This is a genomic window from Nonomuraea sp. NPDC050536, from assembly GCF_044457685.1.
Lineage (GTDB): Bacteria > Actinomycetota > Actinomycetes > Streptosporangiales > Streptosporangiaceae > Nonomuraea.
The window spans coordinates 49,678-61,998 of the sequence record NZ_JBITHD010000018.1 but is presented as its reverse complement, the minus strand read 5'-3'; the positions used below and the strand labels follow the sequence as shown (position 1 = coordinate 61,998).

At 70.1% G+C, this 12,321-nt stretch carries 14 protein-coding genes; 6 read left to right on the top strand and 8 right to left on the bottom strand.

Going from position 1 to position 12,321, the window contains the following annotated elements; translation table 11 throughout:
* Positions 1-47: 47 nt before the first annotated feature.
* Entirely contained in the window at positions 48-410 is a 363-nt protein-coding gene (locus tag ACIBHX_RS38595) for a YciI family protein (RefSeq protein ID WP_397072401.1), read from the top strand.
* Positions 411-416: 6 nt separating this feature from the next.
* Here the strand turns inward: ACIBHX_RS38595 and ACIBHX_RS38590 are convergent, their stop codons facing one another.
* Together ACIBHX_RS38590 and ACIBHX_RS38585 are read right to left on the bottom strand one after the other, a co-directional pair.
* Positions 417-590, bottom strand: coding sequence for a ferritin-like domain-containing protein (locus ACIBHX_RS38590; protein ID WP_397072400.1), 174 nt, complete (start codon positions 588-590; stop codon positions 417-419).
* Positions 591-693: 103 nt separating this feature from the next.
* Positions 694-1,488 carry an alpha/beta fold hydrolase gene (locus ACIBHX_RS38585; RefSeq protein WP_397072399.1) on the bottom strand — a complete coding sequence of 265 codons (795 nt, stop codon included), beginning with the start codon at positions 1,486-1,488 and terminating at the stop codon, positions 694-696.
* 229 nt (positions 1,489-1,717) lie between these two features.
* On the opposite strand from ACIBHX_RS38585, the gene ACIBHX_RS38580 reads away from it, so the two are divergent.
* From ACIBHX_RS38580 to ACIBHX_RS38565, 4 genes are all read left to right on the top strand, one after another.
* Positions 1,718-2,464, top strand: coding sequence for a GntR family transcriptional regulator (locus ACIBHX_RS38580; protein ID WP_397072398.1), 747 nt, complete (start codon positions 1,718-1,720; stop codon positions 2,462-2,464).
* Between the two features lie 184 nt (positions 2,465-2,648).
* Positions 2,649-2,795: a hypothetical protein gene (locus ACIBHX_RS38575; RefSeq protein WP_397072397.1), complete on the top strand. Its 147-nt coding sequence runs from the start codon at positions 2,649-2,651 to the stop codon at positions 2,793-2,795.
* A 121-nt stretch (positions 2,796-2,916) separates the two neighbouring features.
* Positions 2,917-4,257 (top strand): alkaline phosphatase, encoded by a 1,341-nt coding sequence (gene phoA, locus ACIBHX_RS38570; protein WP_397072396.1) that lies wholly within the window; start codon positions 2,917-2,919, stop codon positions 4,255-4,257.
* A gap of 169 nt (positions 4,258-4,426) precedes the next feature.
* Positions 4,427-5,206 carry an SAM-dependent methyltransferase gene (locus tag ACIBHX_RS38565; RefSeq protein ID WP_397072395.1) on the top strand — a complete coding sequence of 260 codons (780 nt, stop codon included), beginning with the start codon at positions 4,427-4,429 and terminating at the stop codon, positions 5,204-5,206.
* Positions 5,207-5,338: 132 nt separating this feature from the next.
* Here ACIBHX_RS38565 and ACIBHX_RS38560 read toward each other — a convergent pair whose 3' ends face one another.
* Positions 5,339-6,772: an MFS transporter gene (locus ACIBHX_RS38560; RefSeq protein ID WP_397072394.1), complete on the bottom strand. Its 1,434-nt coding sequence runs from the start codon at positions 6,770-6,772 to the stop codon at positions 5,339-5,341.
* A gap of 94 nt (positions 6,773-6,866) precedes the next feature.
* Between ACIBHX_RS38560 and ACIBHX_RS38555 the strand changes: the two genes are divergently transcribed.
* The gene (locus ACIBHX_RS38555; RefSeq protein ID WP_397072393.1) at positions 6,867-7,445 is read left to right on the top strand and encodes a TetR/AcrR family transcriptional regulator; all 579 of its coding nucleotides are present in this window, start codon (positions 6,867-6,869) and stop codon (positions 7,443-7,445) included.
* A 182-nt stretch (positions 7,446-7,627) separates the two neighbouring features.
* On the opposite strand, the gene efeB is transcribed toward ACIBHX_RS38555, so the two are convergent.
* The 5 genes from efeB to ACIBHX_RS38530 form a co-directional block, all read right to left on the bottom strand.
* A complete protein-coding gene (gene efeB / locus ACIBHX_RS38550; RefSeq protein ID WP_397072392.1) occupies positions 7,628-8,836 on the bottom strand; it encodes an iron uptake transporter deferrochelatase/peroxidase subunit in 1,209 nt (402 codons plus the stop codon).
* Positions 8,833-10,824: an iron uptake transporter permease EfeU gene (efeU, locus tag ACIBHX_RS38545; protein ID WP_397072391.1), complete on the bottom strand. Its 1,992-nt coding sequence runs from the start codon at positions 10,822-10,824 to the stop codon at positions 8,833-8,835. Before efeU ends, efeB begins: the two co-directional genes overlap by 4 nt.
* A 73-nt stretch (positions 10,825-10,897) precedes the next feature.
* The gene (locus tag ACIBHX_RS38540) at positions 10,898-11,140 is read right to left on the bottom strand and encodes a hypothetical protein (protein ID WP_397072390.1); all 243 of its coding nucleotides are present in this window, start codon (positions 11,138-11,140) and stop codon (positions 10,898-10,900) included.
* A gap of 68 nt (positions 11,141-11,208) precedes the next feature.
* On the bottom strand, positions 11,209-11,739 hold the full coding sequence (locus ACIBHX_RS38535; protein ID WP_397072389.1) for a copper resistance protein CopC: 531 nt from the start codon (positions 11,737-11,739) through the stop codon (positions 11,209-11,211).
* A 47-nt stretch (positions 11,740-11,786) separates the two neighbouring features.
* Positions 11,787-12,272, bottom strand: a complete 486-nt coding sequence (locus ACIBHX_RS38530; protein ID WP_397072388.1) for an MFS transporter — start codon at positions 12,270-12,272, stop codon at positions 11,787-11,789.
* Positions 12,273-12,321 lie beyond the last annotated feature (49 nt).

The following is a 12,321-nucleotide window of genomic DNA, read 5'->3' as shown; positions in this document are numbered from 1 at the left end:
GAGAACGCGCCGCCCGCTCCGACCCAGGGGTGAAAGGAGCGAATCAGATGAAGTATTTGCTGGTGATGAACCTGAACCCCAAGCAGTTCGAGTCGCTGACGGAGGAGCAGCGCGACGAGATCTACCGCGGTCACGAGGAGCTCATCGAGACCATCATCAAATCCGGCGAGATGGTCACCACGGTCGCCCTGGCCGACCCGTCGCAGACGGTCACTGTCCGCGTGCGCGACGGCCGGACCGTCGGGACCGACGGTCCGGCCCAGGCCTCGGAGGAGTTCTTCTGCGGTTACTACGTGGTCGACTGCGAGTCCAAGGAGCGGGCGATCGAGCTGGCGGCGCTGATCCCCGACGCCCGCCACTCGGCTGTCGAGGTCCGGCCGGTCATGCACGAAGGCGGGCCGGAGGCGTAGCGAAGGTCAGGAGGGGATGCGCTCGAGGAGGCTCTGCATGTCCTCGGCGTGCTCCTCCTCCTTGGCCAGCAGCTCCTCGAAGACCCGGCGGGTGGTGATGTCCTTGTCGCCCAGCCATTGGATGATCTCGGTGTAGCTGGCCACGGCGACCCGCTCGGCCACCAGGTCCTCCTTGATCATCTCGATCAGTCCGAGGCTGGCGTCGTACTCGGAGTGGGAGCGCGCGGACAGCGTGTCGGGGTTGAAGTCATATGCCCGAGAGAAGCCAAGGCAAAAGCCTGCATCAGCCGAAGAAGCGCTCAAGGACCGGAGCGAGCGCCTCTGCCTTGACGATGTGGGTCTGGCCGGGCAGCGTCACGTAATCGGCGTTGGGCAGGTGCTCGGCCAGCGTCCGCACAGCGGTGCGCATCCAGGCCGGGCTCTTGCCGCCGTCGATGGCGATCGCCGGGATCGTCACGTTCGCCCAGGCATCCGCGGGGTACGGCCGGCCCTGCTCGTAGTCCGCCACGAAGGAGACGTCGTACGGCAGCGTGTGCGCGACCGCCTTCAGCCCGGACCAGGCGGGCATGAGCGGCATCAGGGCAACCACGGGCGCGGGCAGCTTCACCCCGGCGCGCATGAAGTACTTGACCGCCTTGCCGCGCCGGCCGGTGGCGACCAGTTCGTCCATGTGGCGGACGTAGTCGGCGGGGATCGGCGGGCGGGTCGCGTCGACGAAGAACGGCGGCTCGAAGACGGCCAGCTTCGTGATCGGCAGCCCGCTCTCGGCGGCCTCCAGCGCCAGCGCGGCGCCCGAGGAGATCCCGTACACCCTGGCGTAGCCGCCCGCCGCGTCGATCACCGCGGCCAGGTCCTCGATCTCGCGCTCGGGCGCGAACGGGAGGGTGTCGCCGCTGTCGCCGCGGCCCCTGCGGTCGTAGGTGTACACGGTGAAGTGCTTGGCCAGGGCCTGGGCCAGCGCGCCGTTCGGTCCTGCCTTGCGGTGGCACAGGGCGCCGTCGACCAGGACCACGGAGGGTCCCTCGCCCAGCCGGTCCAGCGCGATCGGGGTGCCGTCCTTCGACGTGATCCTGTCCATGGGTTCCTCCTCTTAGGGTGATCCCAGAGTGCTACCGACAAATAAATTTGTCAAGACTGAGTAGGGGGTACTCATGTGGGCCGCCTGGCCGCGGGCGCAGGGTGGAGTCGGCTGCCGCGAGGAGGGGATCGCACGTGCCGCGGATCGAGGTGCATCCGGATCTTCGGCACGTGCGACGTTCCGGCGCCCGTAAGGTACGTACCTTTTCTTGGCCGGGTATGGTGGGGCGGTGATCGGGCCGCTGGAACTCGACGAGGCGCGCGGGCCGCTGTACGCGCAGATCGCCGACGCCGTCGTGGCCGCGATCGCCTCCGGCGAGCTGAGCCCCGGCGACCGGCTGCCCGCCGAGCGGGAGCTGGCCCGCGAGCTCGGCGTCAGCCGCGACACCCTCCGCCAGGCGCTGCGCGACCTGCAGCGGCACGGCCACGTGTCGCGGACCGTGGGCAGGGGCGGCGGCACGTTCGTGGCCGAGCCCAAGCTCGACCGCAACCTGTCGCGCTTCTCCGGCCTGGCCGACGAGCAGCGCGAGCAGGGGATAGAGATCGTCGCGCGGGTCCTATCGGCGACCGCGCGCTCCGCCGGCCCCGCTGTCGCCGCCGCGCTGGCGATCGAGCCGGGCGAGCCGCTGCACGAGATCGTCCGGGTACGGCTTGCCGAGGGCAGGCCGGTCGCCCTCGAGCACACCTACTACGCGGCGGAGCGCTTCCCCGGCCTGCTCGACCACCCGCTGGAGGGGTCGATACACCAGTTGCTGCGCTCGCTGTACGGCGAGACGCCGATCAGGGCCGTGGAGTACCTGGAGCCGATCCTGGCGGGGCCCGACGAGGCCTCGGCGCTGGAGATCGAGGAGGGCGCGCCGCTGATGTTCGTCGAGCGGATCGCCTACGACGAGGCCGACCGGCCGGTGGAGTTCGGCCGCGACGTCTATCGCGGCGACAGGACCCGCATGGTGGTCTGGGGATTGCCCGAAAGGTAGCCAACCATTACCGTCGTGGCATGGCGGAGATCGTGATCATCGGATCCACACCATGGTCAACGGGCCGATCCCGTTCTCGCCGGATGCCGAGCCGCTGATGGGGCCGGACGCCGGGGTGGCCAACCTCTTCCACTGCTGAGGGTTCTCCTCCGGGATCGCGGCCTCCGGGGGTGCGGGGCTGGCGATGGCGGGGTGGATCGTGGACGGGGATCCCGGGATGGACCTCGCGCCCTTCGACGTCCGTCGCTTCGGGCGGGTCGCCCCGGAGGCCCTCTACGCGCGGGCGACCGCGGCCTATGCCGGGTACTACGCGATCTCTGCCGGGTCGTGACCTTCACGCGCCGTACATGATCTCAGTGTTCACCTGGGGTTCACGGGAGTGGTGGGAGTGGGTCATGGGGGTCTGGTGGTCTTCTCCCTGTTTGTACGAGTTTGATGCGAGGAGATCCGACGTGTTGGGGATCAAGGGGCGCCGTAAGGCGCTGACTGTGGTGGCGGCGGGACTGCTGGCCGCCGTGGCGGTGCCGAGCCTGGCGGGGGCCTCCGACGGGGATCGGACGGACGAGATCAGGTCCGCGTCCTACGGCGGGCATGCGCGCAACGTCATCCTGCTGATCGGCGACGGGATGGGCGACTCGGAGATCACCATCGCCCGTAACTACGCCAAGGGGGCCGCCGGGCGGCTCAACATGGACGCGCTCCCGTTCACCGGGGCTTACACGACGTATGCCGTGAACAAGGACGCTCCGAACAAGCCCGACTACGTCACCGACTCCGCCGCCAGCGGGACGGGCTGGGCGACGGGCCACAAGACCTACAACGGTGCCATCTCCGTCACGCCGGACGGCGCCCCGCAGTCGACGCTGCTCGAGCTGGCCAAGCAGGCCGGGTACCGCACCGGTGACGTCACGACCGCCGAGCTGACCGACGCGACGCCCGCCGTACTGGCTTCCCATGTCGTGGACAGGACCTGCCAGGGGCCGGCCGACATGGCCAAGTGCCCGGCCAACGACAAGGCCAAGGGTGGCGCCGGGTCCATCGCCGAGCAGGAGGTCGTCACCGGCGCCGACGTGTACCTGGGCGGCGGCAAGCAGCGCTTCGACCAGACCGTCACCGGCGGCGGCTCGGTCATCCAGCAGGCCCAGGGTGCCGGCTACAACGTCGTCACCGACAAGGCCGGGCTCGCCGCGGCCAAGCCCGGCGCCAAGCTGCTCGGGCTGTTCGCCGCCGGCAACATGCCGCAGGAGTGGACGGGCCCGCTGGCCAAGGTCGGCGGCACGGCACCGGGCAAGTGCACGACCAACACGGCCTACGACCCGAACGCGCCCCACCTGTCGGAGATGGCGACCAAGGCGATCTCCCTGCTCGAGGGGCGTGGGCGGCGCGGCTTCTTCCTGCAGATCGAGGGCGCCTCGATCGACAAGCGCGACCACGCCGCCGACCCGTGCGGGCAGATCGGGGAGAACGTCGAGTTCGACAACGCCGTGAAGGTGGCGCTCGACTACGCCCGCGGCCACCGCGACACGCTCGTCGTCGTGACGGCGGACCACGGGCACACCAGCCAGATCATCCCGCTCGAGGCGCAGAGCCCCGGCCAGACGGCCACCCTCATCACCGCGGACGACGCGCCCATGAAGATCAACTACGCCACCAACACTCCCGGCGCCTCGCAGGAGCACACGGGCACCCAGGTGCGCATCGCCGCCCAGGGCCCGCAGGCCTCCAACGTCCTCGGCGTGACGGACCAGACGGACCTCTTCCGCACCATCTCCCGAGCCCTCTCCCTCCGCTGACCACTCTCCCTCAGGGGCGCGCACCTGCTTTCTCCGGTGCGCGCCCCTTTCCTCTTTGCCACGTGTGGTGGGGTGGCGTGGTGGCTTGGTGAGGGGCGGGCGACATATGCTCCTGTACTTCGGCAAGCCGTAGATCATCGCCGCTCCCACCCCGAAGGAGGCCTGGGCCTTGACGCGATCCAGCATCGACGGGCAGACCGCCTCCTCCGCAAGGGTCTACAACTACCTGCTCGGCGGTCCCGAGCACTTCCACGCCGACCGGGAAGCGGTGCGCATCCTGATGTCGCGGTTCCCGACCGTGCAGGCGTCGGCCAAGGCCAACCGCGGTTTCGTGCTGCGGGCCGCCCGCGTCATGGCCGAGGCGGGCATCACCCAGTTCCTCGACATCGGCTGCGGTCTGCCCATGAGCCCCAACACGCACGAGGTGGTCCGGGAGGTCAACCCGGACGCGCGCGTGGTCTACGTGGACAGCGATCCGATCGTCGTCGTGTACGGCAGGGCGTGGCTGGACCGGCCCGGCGTGGTCACCATCGCCGGAGATCTCCGGGAGCCGGAAGCCATCCTCGCCAGCCAGGAGGCGGCTCTCGACCTCACCCGTCCCATCGGCGTCCTCACGGTCGCGGTCCTGCACTTCATCGTCGAGAACGACGCCGGTCAGCATGTCGCGCGGCTTCGCGACGCGCTGGCTCCCGGCAGCCACATCGCCCTCACCCACGTGTGCGCCGACACCATCCCGCGCGAGGAGCTCGAAGTCGGCCAGGCCATCTACAGCCGAAGCACCCACCCGGTACGGGTCCGTACCCGGCAGGAGATCCGCGCCCTCTTCGACGGCCTCGAACTACTGGAGCCAGGCCTCGTCCCCGTCGCCGACTGGCGCCCCGTCCCCGGCACCCTCTTCCCCGAATCCGCCCCCGAAGCCCTGGGCGGCATCGGCCGCGTCCCCCACTAACCCCTCCCACCCGCAGTCCCCGCGACCTTGGCATGGGCCCGCCGTTCCCCCTGGCCTTGGTGGGGGCATGCCGTTCCTCTGCTTGGCCCTGGGCGGTCAGCTGCGAGGAGGCATGGATATGAGCGTCGGGCGTTATCGGGTGAGTTGTTCCGTGGGTGCGGGTTCGGCGACGGGAGGTTGAGGAGTCCTCATGGCCAGGGCGAGCAGGATCGTGCAGGCGGTGAACGCCGACCCGACGGTGAAGGCCGTGGTGATCCCCCCTGTGAGGACCTCGTGAGCCGTCCCGCGTGAAGCGCGGGTGGCGGCGCCGAACACGGTGACGAGGATGGCCAGCCCCAGCGCGCCGCCGATCTGCTGCATGACGTTGAGCAGGCCGGAGGCGGCCCCGGCGTCCTCGGCGCGAATATCGGAGGACAGCACGGTGGTGGCCCCCACCAGCAGGACGCCCATACCGAGACCGGCGATCAGCATCGGCCCGAGCAGCGCCGCGGCGTAGGCGGCCTGGGGCGTCAGCCGCGTCATCCACAGCAGGGCCACGCTGATCGCCGCGGCGCCGACGGCGATCAGCGCCTTGGCACCCACGCGTGGCAGCAGCCTGGCCGCCACGCTGGAAGAGACCAGGATCAAGACGGCCAGCGGCACGAAGGCGAATCCCGCCTGCAGCGGGCCGTACCCCCGGACCTGCTGCAGGAACTGGGTGAGGAAGAAGAACATCCCGTTGCCGGCGGCCAGGACGAACAGCAGCACGAGGTAACCAGCGGCGCGGTTGCGGTCGGAGAACAGCCGCAGCGGGACGATCGGCTGCCGGGCGCGAGACTCGACGGCCACGAACAGCACCAGCAGGACGGCGGCCGCGCCGAGCGCGCCAAGGGTGATCGCGTCGCCGAAGCCCTGCTCGGCGGCGCGGATGAAGCCGTAGACGAGCGCGGTCATGCCGAGCGTCGAGGTCAGCGAACCGGCCAGGTCGAAGCGCCCCGGGTTGCGACCGGTCTCGGCGATGAACAGCGGGGCCAGGATCAGCAGGACGACACCGATCGGCACGTTGATGAACAGCACCCACCGCCAGGAGATCCAGTCGGTGAGCATGCCGCCGGCGATGAGGCCGATCGCCGCGCCGGAGCCTGACACCGCCGCGTAGGCCCCCAGCGCCCGCGCCCTGCGTGCGGGTTCAGGGAAGCCGACGGTGATCAGGGCGAGCACGGTCGGTGCGGAAACGGCGGCGCCGATCCCCTGAGCCGCGCGGGCGGCAAGCAGCATCCCGGCCGAGGTGGCCAGCCCGCCGGCCAGGGAGGCGACGGTGAAGACCACGACCCCGCCGATCAGGGCCCGCCGCTGGCCGAGGATGTCGCCCGCGCGACCGCCGAGCAGCAGCAGTCCGCCGAAGGCGAGCATGTAGGCGTTGAGCACCCAGGACAGGCCAGGCGCGGAGAAGCCGAGGTCGCGCTGGATGTCGGGGAGGGCGATGTTCACCACGTTGGTGTCCAGGATGAACATCGTCTGGCAGATCAGCACGATGGCGAGCACCAGGCCGGGGTGGCGCTGGCGGGCGGGCCGGGGTTCGTTCATGGCTCTCCTCAGCGGACAAAACGAGGAACCTCCTCGGTTCTGGTGAGCTAAGATATGAGGAGGTTCCTCGTTTTGGCAAACGTGTGGAGGGTCCATGGCGGCGGGGCGTAAAGATGCGCGACGGAACTACGAGCGCCTGCTGACGGCCGCCCAGGCGGCCTTCGCCGAGCACGGCGTCGGCGCCTCCCTGAACGACATCGCGCGCAACGCCGGGGTCGGCAACGTGACCCTCTACCGGCATTTCCCGACTCGTCAGGCGCTGCTGGAGGCATTGCTGGGCGAGAGCCTGCGCGGCCTGCGCACCCGCGCGGATGAGCTCCTCACCTCTCCGGCGCCGGACGAGGCCCTGAGCACCTGGCTCGACGGCGCGGTCGAGCACGCCATGACCTACCGCGGTCTGGTCGACGCCCTCGTCGACAGCCTCGACGACCCCGCGTCCGATCTCCACGCCACCTGCCAGGCCGTCAAGGACGCCGGTGCGCAACTACTGGCCAAAGCCCAGCAGGCGGGAGCGGTCCGGCCCGATCTCGACGCTTCCGTGCTCTTCTCCCTGATCGCGTCGGTCGCCTGGGCATCGGAGCGGACGCCCGCGCATCGTGACCAGCTGCTGGCCGTCATGCTCGACGGGCTCCGTAAGGGGGCGAGCCCCGCCACGATCGAGCGGGCCAGCTGATGCCGGCGATGTCCGTGCGGGTGCCGCGCGGATTCGCATGTCTCGTGGCAGGGCAAGGGGTGGACCTCGCGCCGGAGGGCGACCGCCAGCGCGAGGGGAGGGGTGGGGCGTCGCGTGCGGCGCCACGGGTGCCGGGCGAGCCCGGGAGCTGGATGGGCCCGCGTAGTGGACAGGTCGAAGGGCTAGGCGAGGAGGGTGCGGCCGAGCCAGTCGTTGGCGTTCTGGATGCCGGGGAGGACGTAGAAGTAGCCGCCCCCGGTGGGAGTGATGTAGTCCACGAGGGGTTCGTCGATGAGGCGTTCCTGGGTGGCCTCGAACTGGCGGACCACGTCCTGCTGGTAGGAGCAGAAGGCCAGGCCCATGTCGAGGTTGCCCACCTTGTCGATGCCCCGGTCGTAGTTGTAGCCACGGCGCAGCATGCGCTGGCCGTCCGTCTGCGCCTGGCGGGGGTTGGCGAGGCGGATGTGGGCGTCCAGCGGGATCGCCTCGCCCTCGGGGTCCTTGCCGTAGTTGGGGATGTCCCGCTCCGTGGCACCGTCCAGGGGCGCGCCCGTGTCGCGGCGACGGCCGATCATCTTCTCCTGCTCCGACAGCGACACCCTGTCCCAGAACTCCACGAGCATCCGGATGATGCGGATCACCTGGTACGTCCCGCCGGCCGCCCAGGCCGGTTCGCCCGCGGCAGCCCAGATGAGCTTGTCCTGCTCGGTGGAGACGGGGTTGGAGATGCCGTCCTTGAAGCCGAGGAAGTTGCGCTGGGTGCCCGTGGGCCTGGCCGGGTTGGCGAAGCCGTCGATGCGCCACTTGATCTGCATGCCGCCGCGCGTGTGGCGGCAGATGTCGCGCAGCGCGTGCAGCACGGTGTCGGCGTTGTCCGCGCACAGCTGCAGCGACAGGTCACCGTGGCACTCGGCCGGGTTGAGATCGTCGTTGGGGAACGTGCGCATCGGCTTGAGCTTGGCCGGTTTGAGCGCCGACAGCCCGTAGCGGGAGTCGAAGAGCGAGTCGCCCACGCCGACGGTGACGGTGAGGTTGTCGGCGGGGACCTCGGGCCCGAGGGTGCCGCTGTCGGAGGGCGGGGCGCCGACGCCCAGGTCCTCGGGCGCGCCGCCGGCCGTCAGGAAGCGGGCGCGAGCGGTGATGGTCTTGAACAGCTCGGCCAGCTCCGCCTTGTTCGCCGCGATGACGTCGAAGGAGACGAACGCGGCCGCGCGCTGGGCCGGCGTCACCACGCCCGCCTGGTGCGGCCCGTGGAAGGCCACGGCGGACGCGACGGCCGCCTCGGCGGGGGAGGAAGCGGTGGAGGAAGCCGTGACTGCGCCGGTGGCCAGCATGGCTCCGGTCCCGAACACGGCCTTCATGAAGGACCGGCGGTCCGTCTGGGATGTCATCCGGCTTTCCGAATCTCGAGCAGGTCAGGGATGGGGGCGAGCTCTTCGAGCAGCTGGCTCACGGTTCCGTTGAGCCTCTGGCGCTCGGGCTGGGTGAGCTCTCCGAGCGGCTTGGGGTCACGCAGCAGCTCCGCCGTACGCTTCATCCAGGTGTCGACCGCGGGGGTGACCTTGGGGTTGCGTGCGTCGACGAGCGGGCGCAGCAGGTCGAGCAGCACCTGGGTGCCGTCGAGGTTGGCCTTGGCGGTGGCCAGCGTGCTGCCACTGCCGTAGTCGGTGGATCCGGTCAGGTCCTGGTGCAGGGTGTTCTCCAGGATCTCGTGGGTGCGCAGCGCCAGGTCGCCGGCGTCGAAGTCCTGCTTGGGGAAGTCCTTGCGCAGCGCGGTCACGTCGTCCGACAGCTGCTTGGCCACCTTGGCCAGCGACGAGGCGGACTCGTCGTGCCACAGGCCGTACTCCAGGCGGTGGAATCCGGTGAAGTCCTTGTCGTCGACGCCGCCGGGCAGGCCCGCCGTACGGCCGTTGATCTTGCCGTCGAAGTCGGCGAACGTGCCGTAGGCCGCGCCGAGCGAGGCGTAGCGCAGATGCGCGGTCAGCCAGTCCTTCTTGGCCTTCTTGACGTCGCCGTCGGCCAGGTCGGAATGCAGGCGGGAGGTATCCCCCTCCAGCTCGGCCAGGCCCTTGTCCACGTAGGCCTTGTAGGCCGCCAGCGGCTGCTCCAGTTCCTTCTCCGGCACCGGGATGACCGCGGTGCCGGTCGAGCCGCCGCTGACGCGGACCGCCGCCGAGGTGACGGAGGCGCCGCCGTTGGGCACGCAGCGCCAGGCGTAGGAGCCGTTGCCGATCGTGGCGACCAGGCTCCGCGTCGTGCCGGGCGCGATGCCCTCCACCTCGCCGTAGACGGCGTTGGTGGCCGGGTCGATCAGGTAGACCTCGGCGGTACGGTCGCCCGTGTTGCGCACCTGGAACACCTGCCGCCCCGGCTTGGGCGTGGTGAAGCCCTTCCCGCAGTTCTGCGCAGACACCTGTACGGCTGCCGCCACGTTCTCCTGCTTCTTGCCGGACACGGCGATCACCCCGACGGCGATCACGGCGGGAACCGCGACGACCGCGACGGGAACGCTCCAGGCCGGGACCCTGCGGGCCTTCTTCTCCTCGGAAGCGGGGGAGGCGGCGGGAGCCGCGGGGCCCGGCTGGCGCAGGAAGATCGTCATCGTGATGACCGCGTAGGCCACGTAGGCGATCACCTGCAGCCAGGTCATCTTCGGCTGGAGGTTCAGCGTGCCCTGGACGAGCGTGGCGTACCAGGTGCCCGGGTCGATGGGCAGGTTGAAGGCGAAGGATTCGCCGCCGGGCAGCAGCCCGCTCTCCTGTAGGTCGCGGAAGCCGTAGGCGAGCACGCCCGCGGCGACGACGATCAGGACCGTGCCGGTGATGGTGAAGAACCGCGTCAGGTTGAGCTTCAGCACCTTCCGGTACAGGCCCCAGCACAGCGCGGCGGCCAGCACCAGGCCGACGGCCGCGCCGATCAGCGGCCCCACGGACTCGCCCGCGGCCTGGGCGGTGGTCCACAGGAACAGCGCGGTCTCCAGCCCCTCGCGGCCCACGGCCAGGAAGGACGTGACGATCAGCACGCCCGCGCCCATCTGCAGGGCCGCGGTCACCTTCTCCTTGAGCTGACCGGAGAAGCTGCGCGCCGAGCGGCGCATCCAGAACACCATCGCTGTGACGAACACCACGGCGATCAGGCTGAGGATGCCGCCGAAGGCCTCCTGCGCCTTGCCCGGCAGGTTCGCCGAGGTGAACGTGAGCACCGCGCCGAATGCCAGCGACAGGCCGATGGCCGCAAGCACGCCCGTCCACACGTGTGGCAGGCGGGCGCGCTGATCGGATCGGACCAGCGTGGCGACCAGAACGGAGACGACGAGTCCCGCTTCCAACCCCTCACGCAGGCCGATCAGGAAGCTGGGAAAGACGTTGTCCCACACTGGTCCGCTCCTTCTGCTGTGACGGACTTAGTGTAGGCAAACCTAATTTCGGGTCAAGAGGCGGCCCGGGGACTTACCACTCGTCGATCGGTACCTCCACGCCATGACCGGGGTCGAACAGCATCTGCCCGTCCTTCAGCCGCACGACGTGCACGCCGGTCGCCCAGCCGCCTTCGTGCAGCTTGCGCGCGGCCTCGCGCGCCCAGGTCGGATAGCTGTACGCCTCGCTCTGCACGCCGCCGTCGGGTATCTCCCAACGCACCTCGTACCGGTTCGGTGGCCACACCAGGTAGTCCCCATTCGTTTGCTCTGCCACATCGACCAGCCTCCTGGCGAATGGCCCCTATCATCCCCCTCTGCACTCCAGGATCCGCCCACTTATCCCTATTGTTGGGACAAATCCTCAGATTTCCTGGAACGCCTGGTCAGGAGTGCCGTGCCTGCCCCGAGGATGACGAGAACCACCAGACCCACCCAGACCCACACGGGAACCCCGGTGGATGCGGCGGTCTGGGGCGTGGCGGCCGGTTGGGAGGCCACGGGTGCGCCGTTCGGGCCGGCGAGGGTGAAGGGAATCTCCCCCTCGATCGGGTGGCCGTCGGAGGAGACGACCCGCCAGGCGATGGTGTAGGCACCAGGCGCCGGCGGCTGCGGGACCCGGGCGGTGACCTTGTCGCCGACGGCCTCGGGCGGGTCGAGCGTGACCTGCTTGCCCTGCGCGTCGTGCAGGACGACGGTCGGGAAGCGGATGCGGCCAGAGAACACCAGCTCGATGCTCTCGATCTTGGTGACCTGGGCGTTCTTGGCAGGCGAGCTGCTCTTGAGCGTGTCGTGCGCGAGCGCGGCGGTCGAACTGAGGGCCAGGAACAGCCCGCAGCCCAAGGCCGCCGCAACGAGGTTGCGGAAGGTTTTCACGTGTGAGCTCCAGATGAGAACTGATGAGTGGTTCGGGATCCGGAGCGTCAGGGAGGGCCTCGGCGGCCGATCGGCGTCGCCACCCAGCGGGTCACGAAGGGGGCATAGGTGCTTTCCGCCGTGGCCGGCCGTACCGGCGTCGGAAGCGGTGTGAGTGGCAGCAGGCGCGGCAGGCCGTTCAGCCAGAGGCGGAGCATGAGCCAGAACGCGCTCTCGCCGCGGTACAGCCACCAGCCGGTCAGCAGCGCGATGGTCAGGTGCGCCAGCGGCATGCCGAGCCCGAAGTGCGCGTGCGCGCCCATCGGCGTGGCGAACAGCTCGTGCAGCGCGAGCTGGGCGCAGGCCGTCGCGGCCAGCACTACCTCGGGGCCGCGCTCGCGCTTGCCGAGTGCCCAGGCGAGGCCCAGCGGCAGCAGTCCGCCCGCGGCCAGCGTGCCGGGCGCGACCGCGGCGCCGCCCGCCAGCGTGTGCCCGGCGGCCGTGACGGCCACGCACGCCATCGCGAAGACGATCGCTCGGGCCAGGCGCAACATACTTGCTATTTTGCCAGTTGTACGGCCTGCGTCACGCTACGTACGGTCG

Bases quoted from the DNA above. Each gene is read 5' to 3' on its own strand.
- ACIBHX_RS38560 (WP_397072394.1), bottom strand. From the start codon at position 6,772: ATGAACGAACCCCGGCCCGCCCGCCAGCGCCACCCCGGCCTGGTGCTC.
- ACIBHX_RS38585 (WP_397072399.1), bottom strand. From the start codon at position 1,488: ATGGACAGGATCACGTCGAAGGACGGCACCCCGATCGCGCTGGACCGG.
- ACIBHX_RS38575 (WP_397072397.1), top strand. From the start codon at position 2,649: ATGGCGGGGTGGATCGTGGACGGGGATCCCGGGATGGACCTCGCGCCC.
- ACIBHX_RS38555 (WP_397072393.1), top strand. From the start codon at position 6,867: ATGGCGGCGGGGCGTAAAGATGCGCGACGGAACTACGAGCGCCTGCTG.
- ACIBHX_RS38530 (WP_397072388.1), bottom strand. From the start codon at position 12,272: ATGTTGCGCCTGGCCCGAGCGATCGTCTTCGCGATGGCGTGCGTGGCC.
- ACIBHX_RS38590 (WP_397072400.1), bottom strand. From the start codon at position 590: ATGATCAAGGAGGACCTGGTGGCCGAGCGGGTCGCCGTGGCCAGCTAC.
- ACIBHX_RS38595 (WP_397072401.1), top strand. From the start codon at position 48: ATGAAGTATTTGCTGGTGATGAACCTGAACCCCAAGCAGTTCGAGTCG.
- efeB (WP_397072392.1), bottom strand. From the start codon at position 8,836: ATGACATCCCAGACGGACCGCCGGTCCTTCATGAAGGCCGTGTTCGGG.